Source organism: Bacillus sp. AK031, assembly GCF_053903065.1.
This window is the reverse complement of record NZ_CP096424.1, coordinates 911,393-932,954: the sequence shown is the minus strand read 5'-3', so window position 1 is coordinate 932,954 and position 21,562 is coordinate 911,393. Positions and strand designations below refer to the sequence as shown.

General features: G+C 41.3%; 27 protein-coding genes. 9 read left to right on the top strand and 18 right to left on the bottom strand.

The window, feature by feature from the left end:
* Positions 1-66 precede the first annotated feature (66 nt).
* Positions 67-513: a YtoQ family protein gene (locus M1E09_RS04725; protein WP_456273707.1), complete on the top strand. Its 447-nt coding sequence runs from the start codon at positions 67-69 to the stop codon at positions 511-513.
* Between the two features lie 320 nt (positions 514-833).
* On the opposite strand, the gene M1E09_RS04720 is transcribed toward M1E09_RS04725, so the two are convergent.
* Positions 834-1,355, bottom strand: a complete 522-nt coding sequence (locus M1E09_RS04720; protein WP_456273706.1) for a DUF84 family protein — start codon at positions 1,353-1,355, stop codon at positions 834-836.
* A 411-nt stretch (positions 1,356-1,766) separates the two neighbouring features.
* Positions 1,767-2,840 carry a M42 family metallopeptidase gene (locus M1E09_RS04715; protein ID WP_456273705.1) on the bottom strand — a complete coding sequence of 358 codons (1,074 nt, stop codon included), beginning with the start codon at positions 2,838-2,840 and terminating at the stop codon, positions 1,767-1,769.
* Between the two features lie 177 nt (positions 2,841-3,017).
* Here M1E09_RS04715 and M1E09_RS04710 point away from each other — a divergent pair, with 177 nt between their 5' ends.
* Complete coding sequence (locus tag M1E09_RS04710; protein WP_456273704.1) at positions 3,018-3,332, top strand: hypothetical protein; 315 nt, start codon at positions 3,018-3,020, stop codon at positions 3,330-3,332.
* Positions 3,333-3,379: 47 nt separating this feature from the next.
* On the opposite strand, the gene M1E09_RS04705 is transcribed toward M1E09_RS04710, so the two are convergent.
* Together M1E09_RS04705 and trmB are read right to left on the bottom strand one after the other, a co-directional pair.
* The gene (locus M1E09_RS04705) at positions 3,380-4,222 is read right to left on the bottom strand and encodes a YtnP family quorum-quenching lactonase (RefSeq protein WP_456273703.1); all 843 of its coding nucleotides are present in this window, start codon (positions 4,220-4,222) and stop codon (positions 3,380-3,382) included.
* A gap of 100 nt (positions 4,223-4,322) precedes the next feature.
* The gene (gene trmB, locus M1E09_RS04700) at positions 4,323-4,967 is read right to left on the bottom strand and encodes a tRNA (guanosine(46)-N7)-methyltransferase TrmB (RefSeq protein ID WP_456273702.1); all 645 of its coding nucleotides are present in this window, start codon (positions 4,965-4,967) and stop codon (positions 4,323-4,325) included.
* Positions 4,968-5,346: 379 nt separating this feature from the next.
* Between trmB and M1E09_RS04695 the strand changes: the two genes are divergently transcribed.
* Positions 5,347-5,472: a hypothetical protein gene (locus M1E09_RS04695; RefSeq protein WP_456273701.1), complete on the top strand. Its 126-nt coding sequence runs from the start codon at positions 5,347-5,349 to the stop codon at positions 5,470-5,472.
* Between the two features lie 388 nt (positions 5,473-5,860).
* Entirely contained in the window at positions 5,861-6,139 is a 279-nt protein-coding gene (locus M1E09_RS04690) for a YtzH-like family protein (RefSeq protein ID WP_456273700.1), read from the top strand.
* On the opposite strand, the gene M1E09_RS04685 is transcribed toward M1E09_RS04690, so the two are convergent.
* The 5 genes from M1E09_RS04685 to thpR all read right to left on the bottom strand — a co-directional run bounded on the left by M1E09_RS04685 (position 6,136) and on the right by thpR (position 11,778).
* The gene (locus M1E09_RS04685; RefSeq protein WP_456273699.1) at positions 6,136-6,909 is read right to left on the bottom strand and encodes a phosphotransferase; all 774 of its coding nucleotides are present in this window, start codon (positions 6,907-6,909) and stop codon (positions 6,136-6,138) included. The genes M1E09_RS04690 and M1E09_RS04685 overlap by 4 nt on opposite strands.
* Positions 6,910-7,055: 146 nt before the next feature.
* Positions 7,056-9,203: a type I pullulanase gene (pulA, locus tag M1E09_RS04680; protein WP_456273698.1), complete on the bottom strand. Its 2,148-nt coding sequence runs from the start codon at positions 9,201-9,203 to the stop codon at positions 7,056-7,058.
* A gap of 25 nt (positions 9,204-9,228) precedes the next feature.
* Complete coding sequence (locus M1E09_RS04675) at positions 9,229-10,176, bottom strand: diacylglycerol/lipid kinase family protein (protein ID WP_456273697.1); 948 nt, start codon at positions 10,174-10,176, stop codon at positions 9,229-9,231.
* A complete protein-coding gene (locus M1E09_RS04670) occupies positions 10,173-11,156 on the bottom strand; it encodes an NERD domain-containing protein (protein ID WP_456273696.1) in 984 nt (327 codons plus the stop codon). The genes M1E09_RS04675 and M1E09_RS04670 overlap by 4 nt, the downstream gene beginning before the upstream one ends.
* A gap of 64 nt (positions 11,157-11,220) precedes the next feature.
* The gene (thpR, locus tag M1E09_RS04665) at positions 11,221-11,778 is read right to left on the bottom strand and encodes an RNA 2',3'-cyclic phosphodiesterase (protein ID WP_456273695.1); all 558 of its coding nucleotides are present in this window, start codon (positions 11,776-11,778) and stop codon (positions 11,221-11,223) included.
* A gap of 229 nt (positions 11,779-12,007) precedes the next feature.
* Here thpR and cysK point away from each other — a divergent pair, with 229 nt between their 5' ends.
* On the top strand, positions 12,008-12,940 hold the full coding sequence (gene cysK / locus M1E09_RS04660) for a cysteine synthase A (protein ID WP_456274903.1): 933 nt from the start codon (positions 12,008-12,010) through the stop codon (positions 12,938-12,940).
* Between the two features lie 154 nt (positions 12,941-13,094).
* On the opposite strand, the gene M1E09_RS04655 is transcribed toward cysK, so the two are convergent.
* Both M1E09_RS04655 and M1E09_RS04650 read right to left on the bottom strand, forming a co-directional pair.
* Complete coding sequence (locus tag M1E09_RS04655; RefSeq protein ID WP_456273694.1) at positions 13,095-13,472, bottom strand: ArsR/SmtB family transcription factor; 378 nt, start codon at positions 13,470-13,472, stop codon at positions 13,095-13,097.
* On the bottom strand, positions 13,473-13,892 hold the full coding sequence (locus M1E09_RS04650) for an SRPBCC family protein (RefSeq protein WP_456273693.1): 420 nt from the start codon (positions 13,890-13,892) through the stop codon (positions 13,473-13,475). It lies immediately after the preceding gene.
* Positions 13,893-14,092: 200 nt separating this feature from the next.
* Between M1E09_RS04650 and M1E09_RS04645 the strand changes: the two genes are divergently transcribed.
* Both M1E09_RS04645 and M1E09_RS04640 read left to right on the top strand, forming a co-directional pair.
* Positions 14,093-14,566 (top strand): hypothetical protein, encoded by a 474-nt coding sequence (locus tag M1E09_RS04645; protein ID WP_456273692.1) that lies wholly within the window; start codon positions 14,093-14,095, stop codon positions 14,564-14,566.
* Complete coding sequence (locus tag M1E09_RS04640) at positions 14,566-15,054, top strand: hypothetical protein (protein WP_456274902.1); 489 nt, start codon at positions 14,566-14,568, stop codon at positions 15,052-15,054. The genes M1E09_RS04645 and M1E09_RS04640 overlap by 1 nt, the downstream gene beginning before the upstream one ends.
* A gap of 49 nt (positions 15,055-15,103) precedes the next feature.
* Here M1E09_RS04640 and M1E09_RS04635 read toward each other — a convergent pair whose 3' ends face one another.
* The 5 genes from M1E09_RS04635 to M1E09_RS04615 form a co-directional block, all read right to left on the bottom strand.
* On the bottom strand, positions 15,104-15,844 hold the full coding sequence (locus M1E09_RS04635; RefSeq protein WP_456273691.1) for an ABC transporter permease: 741 nt from the start codon (positions 15,842-15,844) through the stop codon (positions 15,104-15,106).
* Positions 15,814-16,752, bottom strand: a complete 939-nt coding sequence (locus M1E09_RS04630; protein ID WP_456273690.1) for an ABC transporter ATP-binding protein — start codon at positions 16,750-16,752, stop codon at positions 15,814-15,816. The genes M1E09_RS04635 and M1E09_RS04630 overlap by 31 nt, the downstream gene beginning before the upstream one ends.
* A 284-nt stretch (positions 16,753-17,036) precedes the next feature.
* Positions 17,037-17,246, bottom strand: a complete 210-nt coding sequence (locus M1E09_RS04625) for a hypothetical protein (protein ID WP_456273689.1) — start codon at positions 17,244-17,246, stop codon at positions 17,037-17,039.
* A gap of 38 nt (positions 17,247-17,284) precedes the next feature.
* A complete protein-coding gene (locus M1E09_RS04620; protein WP_456273688.1) occupies positions 17,285-17,488 on the bottom strand; it encodes a hypothetical protein in 204 nt (67 codons plus the stop codon).
* 125 nt (positions 17,489-17,613) lie between these two features.
* Entirely contained in the window at positions 17,614-18,252 is a 639-nt protein-coding gene (locus M1E09_RS04615) for a 2OG-Fe(II) oxygenase (RefSeq protein WP_456274901.1), read from the bottom strand.
* A 317-nt stretch (positions 18,253-18,569) separates the two neighbouring features.
* Between M1E09_RS04615 and M1E09_RS04610 the strand changes: the two genes are divergently transcribed.
* Positions 18,570-18,698: a hypothetical protein gene (locus tag M1E09_RS04610; protein ID WP_456273687.1), complete on the top strand. Its 129-nt coding sequence runs from the start codon at positions 18,570-18,572 to the stop codon at positions 18,696-18,698.
* A gap of 744 nt (positions 18,699-19,442) precedes the next feature.
* On the top strand, positions 19,443-19,580 hold the full coding sequence (locus tag M1E09_RS04605; RefSeq protein ID WP_456273686.1) for a hypothetical protein: 138 nt from the start codon (positions 19,443-19,445) through the stop codon (positions 19,578-19,580).
* Between the two features lie 96 nt (positions 19,581-19,676).
* On the opposite strand, the gene M1E09_RS04600 is transcribed toward M1E09_RS04605, so the two are convergent.
* Positions 19,677-20,291 carry a PH domain-containing protein gene (locus M1E09_RS04600; RefSeq protein ID WP_456273685.1) on the bottom strand — a complete coding sequence of 205 codons (615 nt, stop codon included), beginning with the start codon at positions 20,289-20,291 and terminating at the stop codon, positions 19,677-19,679.
* A 615-nt stretch (positions 20,292-20,906) separates the two neighbouring features.
* Positions 20,907-21,404, bottom strand: coding sequence for a fasciclin domain-containing protein (locus M1E09_RS04595; protein WP_456273684.1), 498 nt, complete (start codon positions 21,402-21,404; stop codon positions 20,907-20,909).
* Positions 21,405-21,562 lie beyond the last annotated feature (158 nt).

Below are 21,562 nucleotides of genomic sequence, written 5' to 3'. Positions count from 1 at the left end.
CCATTCGTTTACAGATTCCATTCATGATAAAATAAACACAACAGAAATCTTGAGGAGGTTAATCAAATGGATTTAACGGTTTATTTAGCAGGCGAAATTCACACTAATTGGAGAGATGAGATCAAAGAAAAGGCGAAAGCGCTTCAGCTGCCTATCACCTTTGTAGGACCGATGGAGAACCATGGCCGTTCTGACAATATCGGTGAAGAAATTCTTGGAGAGCAGCCGGATGCGGTATTCAAGGACGAAGCGGCTTCGAACATTAATAATTTGCGTACTGAAGTACTCATGCACAAAGCAGACCTTGTCATTGCCCTTTTCGGGGAAAAGTATAAGCAATGGAACACAGCAATGGATGCAAGTGCGGCGATCGCTAAAGGAAAGCCTCTTATCCTGGTGCGCCCTAAGGAGTTGCATCATCCATTAAAAGAGCTTTCCAATAAAGCAAATGTTACAGTCGAAACGGTAAATCAGGCAATCAAAGCTCTTTCTTATATCTATGAAGCGGAATAATGACAAAAAAGGAAGCCATTGAGCTTCCTTTTTTGTATGGTTTCTAGTGAGGTTATAAATATCTTTTAAAAACGTTCTTTTCGCAAAGATTGTGGCTGTTTAAAAGTGATGGATTTCCGCTCCAGGCGCACGACTCCGCGGGGCGGGCGGTGAGCCTCCTCGGCTTCGCCTGCGGGGTCTCACCTGTCCCGCTAGTCCCGCAGGAGGTCGCACCCCTTCCGCTCCAATCCTCCTACGTTATAGGGTAGAGGGTAAAATAGCATTAAAAGCAACAATCTTTTAGAAAAGAGTCTTTAAAAAAGAATAAGAAATTCCTTAAATTAGCCTCTTCTCTGATACTGCCTCTGACCGACAAGGAGTTTAACTGTATGCTGAAACATCTCATCCCTGTTTACCGCGCCGCTTGTGAAGATGCCCATGGCACCCTCGTGATGGCGGATTCCTTCTTTCTGGCAATAATCATCCATGACCAGCCCGAGCTCTTCACCGTTAAGCAGCCTCTGTGAAACTGATTCTGGAAGAAGAATTCTTGCTCCTCCGGCAATAATCGGATTCATTCCTGTTTCATAAAGAGCTCCCCAGTTGCACAAAAACATGCCGAACTCTGTTTGGACCACTCCGCCCTCCAACCCGATACCTATATTGGCATTTGCCATTTTCAATACAGAGGAAGCGCGGTTAATCGCACCTTTGATTGTCTCTTCATCGGAAAAAGGCTGATCGCTTACACCTGACTCTGTTTTGTAAGCTTCAAATATCAATTTTTCATTCACTAATTCAGCAAATCCATTTCGGACTGCAGCTATTTTGGCTTTATTCGTAGTTCCGATGCCGATAATCATTTTGAACCTCCTTATTTTTCACCTAGGCTCTGTTAGTTGACGATGTTGTTTATCTTATCCATTAATAAATTGCAGTAATGGTCTGATGCTACTTGTGTTATTAGTAATTAGGTGCTGCGGATCCATTTATTAAAGCAAATACTTTATTAGTTCTAGAACCTCAAGAATTCAGTGAAGTATAGAAACAATGGTTGATTGGAGCGGAAGGTGTGCGACCTCCTGCGGGATTAGCGGGACAGGTGAGACCCCGCAGGCGAAGCTGAGGAGGCTCACCGCCCGCCCCGCGGAGTCGAACACCTGGAGCGGAAATCAGGTAGCACCATATGAATATATTCATAAATCAACTTTACTTATAACAGGGCCTTTACATAAAGAAAGAGAAGGTTTCCCCTCTCTTTCTGGTTGTAACTATTAAGAATTTTGGCGGATGCTTTCAATTGTTGAGCGGTCACATTCTTTAACAAGCTTTGTGATCAACTCTTTCGCAGCTGCATAGTCATCGATATGGATCATGGACGCTGCAGTGTGGATGTATCGGGAACAAATTCCGATGACAGCACTTGGCACACCTTCATTGGAGATGTGTACGCGGCCAGCATCTGTACCGCCTTGGGAAACAAAATATTGATAAGGAATATCGTTAGACTCAGCAGTATCAAGGATGAATTCTCTCATTCCTCTGTGAGTAACCATTGAACGGTCAAGGATACGGAGAAGTGCTCCTTTTCCTAAGTGGCCGAATTCCTTCTTGCTGCCGGACATATCATTGGCCGGACTAGCATCAAGCGCAAAGAAGATATCAGGGTCGATCATATTGGCAGCAGTCTGTGCACCGCGAAGACCTACCTCTTCCTGAACAGTAGCTCCAGAATATAAAGTGTTTGGAAGGTCTGTATCTTTTAATTCTTTTAAAAGTTCAACTGAAAGTCCGCATCCGTAACGGTTATCCCAAGCTTTGGCAAGGATTTTCTTTTCATTTGCCATAGGGGTGAAAGGACAGATCGGCACAATTTGCTGGCCGGGCTTGATTCCGATTTTCTTCGCATCTTCTTTATCATCAGCACCGATATCGATCAGCATATTTTTGATATCCATCGGCTTGCTTCTTTGTGATTCTTCCAATAAATGAGGTGGAATCGATCCGATAACCCCTGTTACAGGGCCGTTATCTGTGATCACTTGTACGCGCTGAGCCAATAGGACCTGGCTCCACCATCCGCCAAGTGTCTGGAAGCGGATCATCCCGTTTTCTGTTACTGAAGTAACCATGAAGCCTACTTCATCCATATGTCCGGCAACCATTACTTTCGGGCCGTTTTCTTTTCCTTTTTTCACACCGAAAATGCCGCCCAGTCCGTCCTGGATGACTTCATCAGAGTATTTAGTCAGCTGTTCTTTCATAAATTTACGTACAGCGTGTTCGTTACCCGGTGCGCCAGGCAATTCAGTCAGTGTACGAAATAATTCCAGTGTCTCTTGATTCATATTGGCTTTAACCCCTTTATGTATGTATTGATAATCTCCATTATCCATTTTACAGAACTTTCAAGCGACTTTCCACCATTCTTACTCAACTTTTACGGTTCCGGCCTCTATAGGATGTACCTAATCAAAAAGTTTAGTATAATAAAGTCAATTACTATTCGCCTAGGAGGAAACGTAATGAATTGGAAATCTTTTATACTCGGTGCAGGATTAGGAATCGCCGGAGGATATTTGCTAAAAGACATCGCTGATAAAAACACGTTGCATTCTCCTGAAAAAGTCCTGCAAAATGTTAAGAATGCCTTCAAAAAAGAGGGCCCAATTGATGGTTCATGGATCGGCATGGTGCCGGAAAGCTATGAAGTCTACCCTGTGAAAACAAAGGTATACCGCGGCGGGATTTCACGCCATAAAGATGGTGACCTTCAGCAGTATGAGTTTATTGCTGACTCGCACAGCGGAAGCATTCTTGATGTTCAACAGCTATCCTAAAAAAAAAAACGGAGAGGCATTAAAATGCCTTTCCGTTTTTGGTTTTATTATCTTTCTCTTGCAACTTCCTTCTCTATCTCCCCCTGTACGCTCCACTTCAGAGCACGATAAACAGCATCATGATAAAACAGGAACCAGTATCCTTCATCAATTGCTTTTTCGATCCATTTTTCTTTTGCATAAATCGAGGTCATCGGATAGTCATCATAAGCGAGAACCCATAGAGGATTCTTATGGGCATGGGTAGGCATAAGGTCTGCCATGTGAATGAGCTTGTTATCGCCTCTTTCAATCAAGATGATCGAATGGCCGTTACTGTGTCCTCCTGTATGAATCATTTTAACGCCATTCAGCACTTCTTTTTCCTCGGTGAATGTCTTGACCTGGTGAGCGATGCGTTCCCAGTTTTCTTTCCAGTATGTATTTTTTGAACGTATGTTAGGATTTCTCATTTCATCCCATTCTGTTTGGGATGTGTATATTTCCGCATACGGAAAAACCGGCTGAAGCTCTCCATCGACATATTTTGTCAATCCGCATGCATGATCAAAATGCATATGAGTCATTAATATAAGGTCAATGTCTTCCGGCGTCATCCCCACCTTTTCCAGGGACTCTTCGATAGAAGACTCTTCAGTTACCCCATAATTCCTTTTTTGCTTGTCCGTAAGCTTTCCTTTTCCGATTCCAGATTCAATTAATATATTTTTCCCATCAAGCTGGAAGAAGATCGGATCGGTTCTTAGTTCTATTTGATTTCTTTCATTTACCTCATACTTTCTGGACCATAGCGGTTTTGGCACAACTCCGAACATTGCACCGCCGTCCATTCTGGTAACCCCTCCGTCAAGCCAGGTAAAGGTCAGGCCATTCAGTTCCAATGATTCCATTGCTCTCTCCCCTTTCTTCTTCATCATATTATCAGAAATATTCAAACATTTGAACCAAAAAAAGGAACAGTCCATTTGTTGAACTGCTCCTTTTACTCGTTTATTTTTTTGGATATTTCACTTCACACCGGTAGATTCTTTGTCCTCTTGATGAGAACTTTTCTTCATATTCTGTCATGATGTTTCCTTCAAAATCACTGTTATGAAGATCAAGGCTTAGATAATTCAACAGAAGTCCATAGTGAGAGAAGCTCATTAGAGAATACTCGAACAGCCCCTGGTTATCTGTCTTAAAATGAATTTCTCCTTCATTAACCAGTATATCTTCATACAGCTTCAGAAAGGACTTGAATGTAAGTCGTCGCTTTTCATGACGGCTTTTCGGCCATGGATCAGAGAAATTCAAATACACACGATCCACATCATCTTTCTCAAAGTATTCTTTTAGGTTTTTGGCATCGACATTCATCAGTTTCACATTTGGAATTTCCGCTTCAATAATTCGGTCCAACGCAGAAACAATGACACTTTCATATAGTTCAATTCCTATATAATTGACATCAGGATTGGCTTTGGCCATTTCCGTAACAAACTGTCCTTTACCGGTTCCGACTTCTATATGAAGAGGATTATCATTACCAAAAACTTCATTCCATTTTCCTTTATGTTCTTCAGGCTGGGCAATGACATATTGAGGATAGTCATTAAGCTTTTCGCTTGCCCATGGTTTATTTCTTAAACGCATTTAGACACCTCATTTTTCTTAGGCTCTTTTAAAGTATATGTTCTTAAATGGACAGGATTTTTTAAAAAAGCTGATCAATTTTATAATTTCTTATCGACAAAACAATACCATGACATCTGTTTCTCTGCAAGCATTGACAAAATATACCCGCAAACAATGCTAATAAACCTATTTATTTCTATAATCCGAAGTATTCACGAGGATATACAAGTATTTATATAGATCTCGGTTTTGTATGCGTTTACATAAAAGGTTATCCGAGATAGGGGTGCTGAGACCTTATGTATCACAATTTAGATTGTGGCGTGCTTCTGTTAAGGTTATTAATGTAAATTGTTTTGTACGGTCTTGGAAAAAAAACAAAGGGGATGAAAATTGAATGAGTAAATTAATCAACATGGTTGCAGAGGTTTCTATTTTGGCTGGAATGGCGGTTGCGTTCGTAGGCTACAGCCTGACAGTATATCCTGTCGAGAAACTTACGCAGCGTTCGTTTTCAATATAAGATAACTAAAAGCCGCCGCAAGGTTGAGAGATGCTTCTCAACCTTGCGGCGGCTTTTTTATTAAGGTATATACTTGGGTACAAGGGAAGACATGATTATTGAGTGGCTGCGCCATTGATGTACTTCGCTCGTTAGGCGAACAGCATTATTTCTCTTTTCGGCCTCGATGATGCCCTTCGCCGAGAGCATGCGAACGATATCATTTCTCTCTGACAGATGATGACAATGAAGTCCGCTATTTCTTGATGATTCTCCTGGACACCATCGACAAAAACCGACATATTCCGGGTGGTGACAGTCACCCATCTATCCTCCATGCATAAACAAAAAAAGAATTCACAAACTAATTGTGAATTCTTTTTATCTATAAACCGGAAAGGGTGTTAGTATGCCGCTCGGACATCAAGATCAAATGAACTTATTAAAGGATATATTACAGAATCACTCGGATGATTGCTGCGGTTCTGTTGCAGAGTGTGAGCAATTGGAACGTCTGGTGAAATCACTGATGGTGAACACCAATATCGGCGATGGTATTAAACCGATTCTCCAGGAGGTTTATACCTACAGCCAAAATGGAATCAATTCATCCAATCTGGATGACCATATCACCTCTCAGAAGCAACACCTGTCTCAATGGGTCCAGGATATGAACACCTTATCTTAAATAATGGTATGAAGATATTCAATCCAGTGGTTCATTTCATGGAAACGCGCTTTCCCTTTATGCCACTGAATTGATAACAGTGTCTGGGAAACCACATACCACTTCATCCGTAATTTCAGGTTGTCTGTTAAAGGCACTCCGTATTGGGAAAGCCAAGTTTCCCAATTCTCTTCAGGAATATACCAATAAAGCAGAAGGCCAATATCAATGGCGGGATCGGCAATCATGGCGCCATCCCAATCGATCAGATACAGCTGGTTGTTATCAGAAAGCAGCCAGTTGTTATGATTTACATCTCCATGGCAGACAACATACTCGTCATGAGTGATATTGGCGAGTTCAGTTTGAAGAAAGAATAAAGCCTCTCTCACCTTCGGATGCGAAATCAAGTCAAAATCAAGACCGGTTTCCAGTTCGGTCAACATGTGTTCCGGCTGAAATCGCTCTTTCCCCAATCTCTCGAGCATTGTTAGAAGAGGTCTGGAAGAATGGATTTTTTTCAAAAGCTTTGCCGCACGCTCTTCTTCCATTTCGACCGGATTCAACTCCCTGCCATTCAGCCAGTGTTGGGCTGTAATGACATCGCCGCTTTCTATTCTTTTAGTCCAGACAAGTTTAGGGACAATTCCTTCTGCTGATAATACAGCTAAAAAAGGAGAAGAATTTCTTTTTAGAAAAAGCTTCTGTTCCTGGCATTGGGCAAAAAAGGCTTCCCCTGTCGCTCCTCCAGCTGGAACAATTTCCCATTCTTGATCAAATAAGTGTTCCAATAATATTCACCTTCTATTGGTTCGCTTCATTTATAGTAGAATAATTTCTTTTCAAAATAAAAAAGACAGCTATTGGGCACAAAGTACAATAGCCATCTTTTTCAATATTATCGTCTCTTGCCCTGTTTCGTCAAGTCCTATTAAAACTACCGGCAGCAGATATAGCAGCTGACAGGTGCAGCCGCCAGTGTATTGCCGGTGAGGGTCTTCAGAGTCTCCAACCCTGCTTTCTCCCCGTCAGAAATGACTTTCCAAGGGGAATTCCCGTCCGGAATGTCGAGTATCTTTTCCTCTTCACCTGCATGAAAGACGACAAACATTTCGTTCCATGGTCCATAAGCTTTTACATTATCAAAATGCAACGTCACCATACCCGGCAGGCTGTAATTCGGCTGAACATGTTTGCGGATTAACTTCGCTGTGCTGAACCGGAAAGCCCCGTGAGCCTTCCTGATGGCAATCAGGCCTTTTATATAATTTACCTTATCCTGATATAAGGTTCTTCTATGCCAATCAAGTTGATTAATTTCGTCAGGAGACTTATAGCTGTTTTCAACGCCTTGTTTCGTCCGGAAAAATTCCTGGCCGGCATGCAAAAAAGCGATCCCTTGAGATACCAGCACCATCGTTGTAGCCAGAACATGCCTTTTCGCTGCCTCAGATTCATCCGAACAGCAGGCTGTAATCTTATCCCATAGCGTATGATTATCATGTGATTCAACATAATTGACGGTTTGAGACGGGTGAAGGAAGAGACTCCCCTCCTTTGTCAAACCGATGCTCCCCGTGAGTACTTCAGCCGCCTTTTTTTCAAGGCCGCTGTGGCCAAGGGCAAAACCTCTATCATACAGATTAAAGGTACTTCCTTTAATTCCATCCCGGAAGTTGTCATTGAATTGGCTGATATCCGGCATCTTGGTTGAATTGCGGAGGTTCGCTTTCATTTTTGGAGGAAGCGGGGTGTTCAGATCCCAGCCCTCACCGATGATCAAGACATTTGGCAAAATCTTTTCAGCTTCTTGCTGCACCAGGTTCATGGTCTCGATATCAAGAATCCCCATCAAGTCGAATCTCAGCCCATCTGCTTTATACTCACCCAGCCAGTATTGGACAGAATCGACGATGAACTTTCTAGCCATCTTTCTCTCTGAAGCAATATCATTTCCCACCCCAGTCCCATTAGAAGGCATTCCATTCTCGTCATGGCGGAAATAGTATCCGGGCACAATTTTCTCAAAGGAAGAATTTTCTTTTATATAGACATGGTTGTACACAACATCAAGGATAACCCTGATTCCTTCTTCATGGAGTGATTGGATCAGGGCTTTCAACTCTTTTATCCTTGAATAAGGATCTTCAGGCCTGCTAGAATAACTTCCTTCCGGTGCATTGAAGTATAAAGGATTATACCCCCAGTTATACCTTCCATCCGTGTTGTGGTCTGACACCCCTTCAAAGTCATTGACAGGGAGCAGCTCCACATGAGTAACCCCTAGATCATTCAAGTAATCAATACCGGTACTGAAGCCATCAGGCGTCGTTGTTCCTTTTTCCGTAAAAGCGCTGTATTTCCCTTTATATTTCATCCCGCTGTCCTTATGGATTGAAAAATCCCTTACATGAAGTTCGTAAATGATACTGTCTGTTTTGGATTCCAATGGAGGAAGCGGTTCAATGTCAGGAATGCACCTCTTAAGATCGACAACAGCTCCCCACCTGCTGTCGAGGGAGACTGACTTAGCATACGGGTCAACTGCCTCCTGCCAATTTAAATTAATGCAGGTCAGAAACCGATAGAAAAAGCCATCCGCATTTCTGTTAAGGGAAAAGGTCCATACCCCTTTTTCGCCTCTCACCATTTCATGCTTTTCCTGAGATTTCATATCAGGACCGGTCAATTTCAAGAGTACTCCAGTTGCTGTAGGAGCCCATACTTTAAATACTGTACGTTCGCTTTCAAGGGTAACCCCTAAATCATTGCCGCCATAAAAATATTCTTCATCGAACTCATCCGTTCTGATGACTGCACCAATTTGCAGATCCGTTTCGTTTCCATGCGAATCTTCAATGTAATACGTCTTTCCCAGCTCAGGTGAAAAATTGAGTGAACAAATATATTTATTCTGCTCCTGCAAGGGAATCATTTCAACGGTTTTCAGAGGGAGCTTTTCACTATCGCCTTCTCTTATATAAAAAGCAGAAGAATTGCCCTCGAAGTAAGAGTGGGGAAGCAGGATGGTTACCGTTTTCATTTCGTCTAAATAGGCAAAAAATCTTCTTTGAATGATCAACAAAAGAGTCACCTCCCCATTTTCTCTCTCAGCACTTCATCTCAGCCGATCTCCAGTTATGATGCTGGACTGTGATATGTAGATTGCCGCCTTTATCAATTTTCCCTATATAATCGCCATCGGCCTGTACAGGGATCGAGTTGACGGAATTCAGCTTAACTTCAGTTACTTTATACGTTTCAACTTCTTTGAATCCGGTATGTTTCCCGGCAAATACAGATAAGAAAACAATCAGGAGCTTCAGTCTGGACAAACTGTGAACGACAGTAAGATCCAGCATTCCATCAGACGAGTCCGCTCCAGGAGAAATCTTCATTCCTCCTCCATAATATTGCTGATTGGAAATAGTCATAAACCACGTTCGCTCAAATTTTTTCTTTTCCCCATCAATGACCGCTTCAACCAAAGACGGTTTATAAGTAAACGCTTCAAAAACTACGAGGATGGCGTAAATGAACTTCCCCATTGATAATCTATTGAGCCATTTTTTTATAATGGAATTGTTCGCTTTCTTCGTGATTTGTGCATCAAACCCTGCTCCCATACTATTCACAAAGCAGCCTTTGCGATACCCTTTCAACACATACTGTCCTGAATCATAAAACTTTTCGCTGATTTCATTGCGCTGATACATTTGAATCACTTCAGCACCTTGTCTTGCATTTGTTGGCCATGAAAATCCTTTGGCAAAATCATTCCCGCTGCCGGCGGGAAAATACCCGATCGATACATTTTCATAACCGAGACAATGGTTAATCAATGCACTGATTGTCCCGTCCCCGCCTACTCCCACAATAAAGAGCTTTTCATCACCGCTGGTTTCCACCGCATGTTGAATGATGTCCTTAAGTTCTGATACTGAGCGGGTGTAAAACACGTCCTCATCAGATACATCCAGCTGCTTGCTCAGCCGGTTCCACACCTTAGTGGAGTAGGCATTTTTCGCATTGATATTGATGATGTATACGGTTCTCATTGTTCTTCTTCCCGATCTGCCTCTAAAGCTGGTTCATAATCAGATTGCCATCCTGAACGTTTGAAAGAGGTACTTTGACAAAAATCCAGCAGTCCTTTAGCCAGCTTTAACTGAACACTCTTGATAGGAGTATGGGAAGAACGCATTTTTTCGAACCACCCTTCATGTGATCTTTTATCTAATAAAGAAAGGTTTTGCGGTCCCTCATGGAAATCGACGTATCCATTCCGGCAGATGATTCCTTTCCTGAGTGGAAAGTCAATTTGGAAGTGGTTCATAACCGAAGATACCACCGACTCCATCCGGTTAAGTGAAATCATAGGATTAAGGACCTTGGTGTCCTTGTCTCCAAGCTTCTTCATCCAGAATCGATCCTGAGAACCGATGAACGCAGCTCCATCCTCTTCCTCCAGAAAAGTTAAGCACCAGATTTCGGTCGGGGTTAACAGCAGGATGTCCATTTCCATAGGGGCATTTTTGAACTTGAATACAGGAAAGTAAAGCAGAAAAATAGAATCTGGAAACCTTTTCAAGAAGTACATCAATCTTTCATCCGACATATAGCTTTTGTCAACATAAGATTTTTCTACAAGTGTAGAGGATGCCCACCTGAGTTGAAAATGAAACAGCTGATCAAGGAAAAGATGTTTCAATTCTTCTTCAGTAGAAGGAAGTTCAGAAATACTGAGGTTCATGTCACTCTCTTCATCATGGGAAACCTCAGCCATTTCCGCTTCTGTCCAATCCTCTTCTTTTTCACGGCGCCTAAAGATGCCTCCAAATTTGGAAATGAAACTCTTTTTCTCTTCTACTTCTTCGGTATCGGCTGTTTCTTCATGAGAAAGCAGTTCACCCTGCTCCCAGCTTTCTTTCCATTTTTCCCATTGCTGCTTTTTTAACCGGACAAATTGGGAAGGATACCGATAAGTGTCCAGCTCATATCTTGAAACATAATCTTGCAGCTTTATTAACTGTGCCATAATATTATTTCCCCTCTTGCATTATATGTTTATCTAAAGGATTAAAATACGAAGACTTTTTCCTTTAACCTAAATGAAAACGCTCAACAACTTCATATTTTGGTATCCGGTCCAAGTGTGTCCTGTAAAGTACCAGTTCTTGTACCTCGAATTGCAATGGAGTGGATAGGGAAAAAGGCTTTAGTATATCCTCTTCGAACTGATTCTCACCCGCCCATTTTCGGGCGATGGTGATGTGAGGATTGAATGGCCTTTTATCAAGCTCATATCCCTCCTGCTGACATGCTTTATAAACCATGTCCCTCAATTCCACAAGTGAGGGCGAAGAACTTACATCTGCCCAAAGAATGCGGGGAGAAGAAGGGCTGCCAAAGACTCCCAGATTGCTTGTTTTCAGTGAAAATGGTGAGAAAGAATCAGTTGCCTTATGGATTCTTTGAGTTGCCTGTTTCAATGGTTCTTCTTCTGTGCCACCCAAAAATGCCAAAGTAATATGCAAATCCTGGGGGTAAACCCAGCGCTGAAAAGATAGCGCCGCCCTGGTATCAGAAGACCATTGATCAATTTGCTGTTTCGTATCTTTCGGAAGCGGGACTGCATAAAAGTAGTGATGCCGTTTCATAGTACACGCCTTTCCGGATTTATCATTATTTTTATTTTATCAAACTTGACTTAGGAAAAATATAGAATCATTCCATCCTCATTATTGCCATTCTTATTTACCTTTAGGCTATAAAGTTAAACACTCCAAGGAATACAAGAAAACTGATATATTTGATAAGATTTGTTAGAATTAGTAACATAATATAAAGGAACATTATTCGTTTTCTATATAAAGAAAGGGAGATCATATAATGAAAGTTGTGCATAATATAGCGGATTTAATTGGCGATACGCCGCTGGTAAAACTAAACCGCCTCAACCCTGAAGGCGGAGCGGATGTATATGTAAAGCTCGAGTTCTATAACCCGAGTAAAAGTGTAAAAGACCGCGCTGCGTTTCAAATGATTATTGAAGCAGAAAATGCCGGGTTGTTGAAAGCGGGTTCCACTATTATTGAACCAACGAGCGGAAACACAGGGATCGGCCTTGCGATGAATGCAGCTGCACGAGGCTATAAGGCGATTCTCGTTATGCCGGATACCATGACTCAAGAAAGAATCAACCTGTTAAAAGCCTATGGTGCGGAAGTCGTCCTGACACCTGGCGATGAGAAAATGCCTGGAGCCATCCAAAAAGCGAAAGAGCTGACAGATGAAATTCCGAACAGCTTCATGCCGATGCAGTTTGAGAATGAATCGAATCCGAACGCTCACCGAAAAACGACAGCTTTAGAAATCATCGAAGCTATGAAAGAACTCGGAAAACCGTTATCAGCTTTTGTGGCAACGGCCGGTACGGGAGGCACCATCACAGGTACCGGGGAAGTCTTAAGGGAACATTACGAGGACCTAGAGGTTCATGTCGTGGAGCCCGCAGGTTCTCCTGTCCTTTCAGGCGGCCAGCCAGGAAAGCATAAACTGGTCGGGACCAGCCCCGGATTCATCCCTGAGATCCTGAATCAGGATGTTTATGATGAAATCCACAAAATTGAAGATGAAGACGCTTATGATATTGCCCGCCGCATGGCAAGTGAAGAAGGGATCCTCGTAGGTCCTTCATCAGGGGCTGCCTGCTATGCTGCGATCCAGGTTGCGAAAAAGCTATCCACTGATGATGTGGTTGTTTGTATCGCTTGTGATACCGGGGAAAGATATCTTAGCAGCGACTTATTTCGATTCTAAAAGTATAGTAAGATGTGGACTTCCTTCTTGTAGAGGAAATCCGCATCTTTTTTATTTTAATTTTTCTTAACGCACACCATAAGCAGTAAGGTAGCATTTTCTTGTAAAACTCCAAACTACAAAAAAGCTCAAGAGCACGAAAAGCTCCTGAACCTTAAAGTTTTTTCTTATTGTCTCCATCCTCTTCCTTCAGCAATTGCAATTCTGTCTCAGAATCATTTTCATTTTCAACGACATGTTTAAGAATTGATAATCTATTGCTCCAGAATTGTTCATAGTAAGAAAGCCATTGCTTTACCTCACCCAGCGGTTCAGGGTTAAGATGATAGATTTTTTCCCTTCCGGCCTTTTCGGCTTTTACCAGTTCTGCTTCAGACAGAACGTGTAAGTGCTTTGCAATCGCTGTTCTGCTTACCTGGAAATGTGAAGTGATATCTGCAATGGAAAGATTGTCATTAGCCAGAAGCCGCAGTATCTCCCGGCGGGTCGGTTCGGCAATCGCCTGAAATACATCATGCTTCGCTGCTCCCACTTACCCTTCAAGCACCTTTCTAAGATTCTCGTTGACGATTCCAACCCATCCGCCATTCATTCTATCTCTTACAATACTGCTTTTCTCACGTGCTTTAGGCAAAATATCATCTGGTTCCTTCCAGCCGCTGTGTATTAGTGTAAACTCAGTCTCTTCTCCAAGATCTCTCAATATAAAATGAACAACCCAGCCATCAGTATCCCAAGCAAATGAAATCTTAGTCGGCTCCTCAACTTCCAATACCTTGCACGGAGAAGGTCCGAATGGAGATTGAATATGAAATTCATGCCCTTCCTCAGGTTTGAAATCATTCGGCATAAACCAGGAAGCAATGCCCTCAGACGTTGATACCGTATTCCAAACTTTTTCAATCGGAGCTTTAAATATAACTGTTTGTTTAATATCTTCCAATGTATTCATTATAAATGCCCTCCTATAAATATATAACACCTTTTGGTTTCATATAAACCATATTATAACACCTTTTGGTTTCATATCTACTTTATTTTAGCTATTCTTCTATTTTTTATTCTCTATTTAAAAAAACCATATCAAGCGATCATGCATTTTCTACTTCCATACGGTCATACTAACAGTAAAAATTTCTTTGGGGGCTTATTATGGGTTTTACCGTTTTCTTCTTCCTGACCTGGCTCGTCATTTCAATCTTTGCCGTAGTATCAAGCATGAAAAAAATAGTTGAAAATACATTTACATATTTCATAACTTTGACCTTGAGCATCAACTTTTCCTGGATTATCATCGACGAAATGAATTTGATTTCTTTAACAGAAAAGGGAATGCCCTATACCGCCTATCTTCTGAATCGAAGTATCATCATCCCACTGACAGTTTTAATATATGTGCTCTTCATCCTAAAAAGTGATTCTTGGTCAAAGAAGATCATGATTTCTATTATTTCAGTTATAACTCTTGTTGCAATCAGTTTTGCTTCCACCTCTTTGGATATTCTGACATATAAGAGATGGAACTTAGGATTCGATGCACTGTATTATTTGCTATTGATTTTCGCTTCTGCTCTTTCATATAAGCTGATCAGTAAGATTACCAGGAATGTGGTGAGTGAGAGTTGATGTTATGGGAAGCCTTTGATAAAAATGAGATTTATATTTTGATCATGCTGGCGGCCGCGTATTCTGCATTTTTCATATTGCCTAAAAAACTTCCAACGAATATAACCGCTTTGTTTTTGGTGTGGGGATTTTCTGTTTCTACGTTATTTGACTTCACCATCGGCGGAGGATTGATCGATTTTTATAGAGTAAACGATTCTAACAGATATGAATTTTTTGACCTCTTGAGTTATTTTCTATTTGCCGCGTTCTCTTATTTTTTCGTGTACTTCTATGAAGTTTTCAAAATAAGGGGTGCGGGCTTTATCCTCTACGTATTTGGCTGGTCTGTGATAGGGATGGCCATGGAGAAGGTCTCTTCCATAATGGGGTTGACCCATTATCAAAATGGCTATAAAATCTATTATTCATTGGCTGTATTCTTAATAATTCAATCCGCTACGGCCTTGTATTATCAGCTTGTCAGGAATTTGCGCGATTTGAAATAACAACAAAAGGGCGGTGCATTTACGGCAGCGCCCTTTCGATAAATTATTCTTATTTATCACTCCACCGAAAAAACCGGGAAGCGAGAATAGTCGACACCACAGCGATACCAATCAGGACTGATGCTTCAAGGCCGTAATCGGTAATGGGAGCCTCACTCCAAGTGCCTCGCAGCATTTGGATTACATAGTAGAGCGGCAATATCTTTGCTACATATTGAAGGATCGTTGGCATAAGTTCGAGAGGAAAGGTCGCTCCTGACAAAAACAACATCAGGTTCAGGAATAATGAACTGATTGCTGCTGCCCCTTGCGTATTTTTAGCAAGAGATGTCATGAACAAGGCAAACGGGAAAAATGCCAGAATACTGATCAGCAAAGCCAGTAAAGTACTTCCAATATAAGCCGGGAAGGACAGATCATACATCAGCATGCCGAAAACCATCAAAAGAACCGCAGATATCGTGAAAATAACGGTCCCTTGGAAGGTATGGGCAGCAAGGATTTTCCACGGTTGTAGAGGTGTAGACTGATAGCGCCTTAATACCCCTGTTTCACGATAGCCTGTTAATACTGTCCCCAATGTAAAAAAGGAGGTGGTGACAATATTAACGCCAATCCAGGAAGGAACGAACATTTCGGCGAACGTCGTGCTGTCCATCTCTTGTCCGACAAACATGGATCCGAACAGCCAAATCATCGCCACAGGGAACAAAAATGTCCAAAAAACACTAAGGCGGTCCCTGAAAAACATTTTGGTTTCTAAACTTGCAAGCTTTGCGATTGCTGCCATTCTGTTTTCTCCTTTTCCAAATATTCAACAAACAAATCATCTAAAGAGCCTTTTTCAAACTTGAAGTTCGACAGAGTGATCTCATTTTCATGGCAATACTGAAAAATAAAATAAGCCGTTTCCTGCTGATTTTCACTGAACACTTTGATGAGCTTATCTTCTCTGTCTATGCGGACTACATGAGGAAAAGAACTCAACAAATCATCAGCCAGCTGTTCACTTTCAAATGCAATATATTGAGCTGCACTGTTATTCAGCAGCTCGCCAGGCGTATCCAGCGCCTTCAGTTCTCCGCTGTAGATCATGGCAACACGGTCACAAAGCTTTTCAGCTTCTTCCATATAATGAGTCGTGACAACGATTGTGCACCCTTGATTTCTTAACAATTGAATCAACGACCACATTTCTCTGCGCGCATGGGGATCGAGTCCCATGCTGGGTTCATCAAGAAATAAAATTTCCGGGCTGTGCAGGGTCGCCAGGGCCAATGTCACTCTCTGCTTCCATCCGCCCGAAAGATCCTCAAAGCGGACATTCAATTTCTCATCCAGGTTCAACAGGTCAATCAAATACTCTTTTTTGGTCGATTCCTTATAGAAAGAAGCAAACAAATCCAGTGCTTCTTTTACTTTCATCTTCTTTTGAATGGAGGTAGCCTGAAACTGAACACCGATTCGCTTGTTCAACTCCCTTAGTTGCTTGCTCGGAACAAGTCCAAGCACATCGACTCTCCCCTGATCAGGCTTGCTGATACCCTCGAGCATTTCCAGCGTGGTCGTCTTGCCCGCTCCGTTCGGCCCGATAATGCCAAAAATTTCCCCTTTCCTTACTGCGAATGAAACATTTTTCACCGCTTGAACCTGGCCGAAGCTTTTGGATAAGTTTTCTACCGTAATGACGTTCTCCACACACTTCTCCCCTTTAAAATGCAAATATAATTAATACTTTCCATGAACCACTCAATAATTTTCCAGATCTATAGTTTATGTACGGAAAAATGAGAATAAAGTTTCAGATGAATTAACTGCCGCTCTCCCGAAACATTTTCTCATGCTAATATTTATGAGTTCATCCAAAGAAAAAGCACGTCCGTTTTCTTGGACACCGTCATATTTAGCTTATTAAGCCAACTTCTCCAATTAGAAAACGGCTGCTCATCAACCAGCAACCGCCCCCTTACTCCGAATCCTCATTAAACTTTACCTGCTTTTTTCATATTTAATTTTCTCTGTTCTCTTCCGGTATGAATCATACTGGGCACGCCCGCCATCATGCTGACCATGAAACTCCACATGACATATCGCCAGTCTCCTGTGTACAGGGCCACTCCGATAAAAAATGCCAACTGTCCAGCAAGCGCAAACCAGGAAGCAACCCAGGCAAACATCAGGTTTTTCTCCATTTCACAGATCCCCTTATTAGAATGATTGGGGATGAGGCTTATTCTCCTCCTCCACAACCTCCGGCATCTCCGCCGAAACCGCCGCCAAAGCTGTCACAGTTTTCGGAGCTGTAGTCACCAGAGTAAAGGACAGAATTGCTGCTTCCTCCCTGAGCATAACGGCGATTTGCTGATTTCGAAATACCTATGGTAATCAGAGTAATAACAATTGGACACAGTAACAAAAATAGAAATCCTGCCATCTTCATCACCTCTTATTTGATATACGAATCCGCAAGATCAAAAGTTTCAACTTTTTAATAATTCAAAAAATAAATTCATAAGAAAAGGAGGAGCACTTGGGATGCTCCCCCTTCACCGCATTTCATTATGTTACTTTCTTACGTCTCATCCACTGTGTCGCTGCCCACTTATCGCCAATTATTACAGGAGCACCGCCGTGCAAGGTCTTGTCATTGAGGGTTTGGTTATCATAGAAGTACTCAAAATAGACAGCCATTCCTTTTTGTGGAGATACGGAGAAGTTCAATTCCGGGAAGAAGGTCTCCCCGCCCAGCTCCACATCATTCAAGTACATAACCAGGGTGCTGATCCTTGGATTTTTTGCAGACTTGAAGAAATCATAGTGGGCCTTATACTCCTGTCCGATTTTATAATTCAGTACCTGAAGTCCGTCTCCATGTTCAACCGGTATATTCATAATTTGTGAGATTCTCTTTTCAATCCTTGCCACAACATCATTTTCAGCTTCTTCGAAAAACATACTGCTGCTTGTCCGCAGTTGGTCGACCTCTCTTGAACTGCCTATTTTGGAGCGTTGAACACGGTCTTTAGACAATTCAATTAACTCATCACATTCTTCATGGCTCAGAACATTTCCTAAAATGACAATGAGCGGCTCTTCCAATCTTGCAATTATGTTGATTTCTCTATCGTCCGTCTTAATTTTATTTCCGATGTGATTAAAGATTGTTTGCTCTTTTACACTTAATTCTTTCGCATCCATTGTCAACATTCATCAACCTCTTGTTTTAATATTGGGAATACTTAGACTTCTTTTATTCTGAAGGGTCATTGTAAAACTCCTCAATTAGAGGAGCGTCAAAAAAAAACGAGTCATTTATAAAGTTTTTCCGTTCCCTCCTGCATCCCAAAATGGATGATCAATATGGTGGTCTTGCATTTTTTATATTTATTTTACACGGTGCTTATTTGTTTATCTATCATTTTTTTCGTCAATATATGTACAATCAATGGATTTTTCCGATTGAATAAAAATTCTTTCTTTGTACATAATATCCATGTTCACAAGGAGGTGTATCCATGCCTAATTTAAATGATAATAAATTCAAAAAGATTCAATCGGAAAGTCAAAAACAAGGGAAGTCACAAGAGGAATATGCGGCAGAACTTGAAATGAACCGCATAAAGAGCGGCCAAAAGAAGCAGTAACGATAAAACATCTCAAGGCGGAGGCTAAAAAAAGCATTCGCCTTCTTTCTTATTTGACAGTCGGAAAAATAGGGTGAAAATAACAAACTCAATAATTTATAATAATGTGATCAGTTTTCGATGAGGACAGCTTAGACGGCAAAAATTGCATAGACAGGACTGATTTTGATTTCATCCTTCTTTTAATGAAAATATATTTAGCAAGTTTCTGATGGCAAAATTAACACTAGTTTTAGCATAGAAAAAAGTGGTGTATGAGATTATCGTCCTGTAGTTAGTTTGATTGCAAAAAATGGTTGTAAATTAATAAAGACTCTTTAATAATTTCGATTTTATTGTCTTTTATTCCTGCAGTAAAGCATATTTTGACGATTGGAACGGAAGGTGAGTGACCTCCTGCGGGATTAGCGGGACAGGTGAGACCAAGGTTACGTACCCACCGGAACGTAACCCCGCAGGCGAATCCAGCTCCAGCGGCCAGCACCTAGCGGATTTCGGTCTTTCTCCTTGCGATAAGTCATCATCGAATCGCTTCGCTCTTCGTGATTCCTTTATCTCATACGAAAGCCCTCCAATCTGTACGTCGCTGAACGGCCGCTTCCGCTTTTTAGTTCACCGCCCGCCCCGCGGAGTCACTCACCTGGAGTGGAAATCAAACACCATTTTATAAGTAGGTTAAAAATACCCTCATAAAATATAGGATAGCTACGAATAGTATCTATGAAAGGGTAAGGTGAGTGCTACATGAATAAAGAAACAACAAAGCTGACTCATAACGAAATAGATGAACTCCTCGAAACAGTTGATAAGGAGTTATTTAAAGATATCAAATGGAAGTTTGTAACTGAAGAGGAAATGGATGTTCTATTAAGGACCCTTTAAGATCTAAAGTCAGAGGGTTAACTTAGACACTTATATATTAATAAAGCAGCGCCTCCTTCTGATTATATATATCAGGGGGGGCAGGCGCTGTTTTGCTTAATTTTGGATATAACGATTAAAAATGTCTCCGAAGTCTTTTTTCGTATTCGCCGTATAGTGGTCATTCATCCAGTCGAAAGCAAAAGTAGTTGCTTCTTTAAACTCATTAGAGATGTCGTTGTCGTGAAATCGGTTATTATTGATAAGGTCTCTGGCAATCGTTAAGCTTTTCTCCGCTGAATCGATCTTCCGTTTTGCTTCTTCCTGAATGTGAGAGATTGCAAGCAGGGATTTGTATAAATCGGCTATCGCTTCCCCTTCTTTTTTATCAATATCGACTGAGAAAGCCAGGCTGCCTAACGTGAATTTGATTTCCAGGTCAAGGTCGATCGTTCCGGCAGTCTCGATTGAAACATTGTTGATCTGGTGGCGGTAATATTCATAACGGCGGAGATTCCGCTTGCTGCTTGCAGCTTTATCTCCATCCAAATGAATGAGCGCCCTGTTTGTGAAGCAATATTCATCTGTTTTTGATTTGATCAGAAAGTGAATTTTTTCCCCATCTTCATGGAGGACATAATCATCCGACAATGTTTTGTCGAAATCCTCTTTCTTGATGATTTTTCCGATATCACTTAATCCCAATGCATCACTTGCGAACTTCTTCAGCATGTTATAACCCCTTTTCTTATGGATGTTCTCCTATGTAACTATCAAACTATTATACTTTTAAAAACCTGTTTATATTCCCATGCTATCAAAAATAAGGTTGAGATGTAAGTGGTTCGCAGTGAGGTCCCCTTCGTCATGCTTCTCCTTATATTAACCCAAGGCATTCTCCATAGCGAAGAATGCCTTGGGTTAAACAAGCCCCCATTTGGCTGCATATTTTCAAAACCGCTCCATGGTTTTAAATTTATTGATTACTTTTTTCTTTCTTGAGCCTTTAATGCCACTTTTTCAAGTCCATCTTGAGCAAATTCCACATCGGTTTTTGGCATAGCATTATTATGTTGAAGATCTTTATTCTTTTTCTTTGACATTATTTTCACCACCCTTATCATTTTTAACCCCAGAAGACTGTCTGGATTTCACTGCCACTGTTACCTCTCGGCGGATTTTTCTTCATGGGAGGTCCACCATTTTATTTTGCTTTCTTAGACGGAAAGATATGCTAATAATCCTTTAAAAGGGCAAATTTTTCGTTTCAGGAGTTAATACACCTACAAAAAAAAAGACTGAATCCTTATAAGAATTCAGCCTAGTCCTTACTTAAAAAAATAGTTCCTACGGCAATAAAACTTCATCAATCACATGTATGACACCATTTGACGCTTCTATATCTGCTTTAACCACATTTGCATTGTTAACTTGAACAGGATCAAGTGAGATATCAACTGTCTTCTTCGCCAGTGTCTCAGCCTTCATTCCCTCTTTCAAGTCGCCAGACAAAACTTTCCCAGGTAAAACATGATATAGGAGAATTTCTTTTAAATCGTCTCTTGCCAGTAATTCTTCCGCTGTGATATCCAATTTCTTCAGCAGCTTTTCAAACGCTGCATCAGTTGGAGCAAATACCGTAAAGGGACCTTCTCCCTTCAACGTCTCAACCAAACCAGCCTTTTTCAAAGCCGCTGCCAGTGTATTGAATTCTCCTGCTTCAACAGCGGTATCGACGATATCCTTCTTCATACCGGGTGCTTCTTCTGCAAAGACTCCATTTGAAAATGACATGAAGATCAACATGAACAGCGTTAACACCAATCCGTACCTCTTATGTTTCATTCCGCATACCTCCTGATTTTTTATGTAAACGATAGTAGAAGATTGCTGTATCCTTTCCCAATCAAAATCCTCTAGTGTTTACCCACAAGGTAGTATTCGTTTGATTTTTTTTCTTATACAATCAAATTTATCATAACAACTAAAACAATTCTCATAAT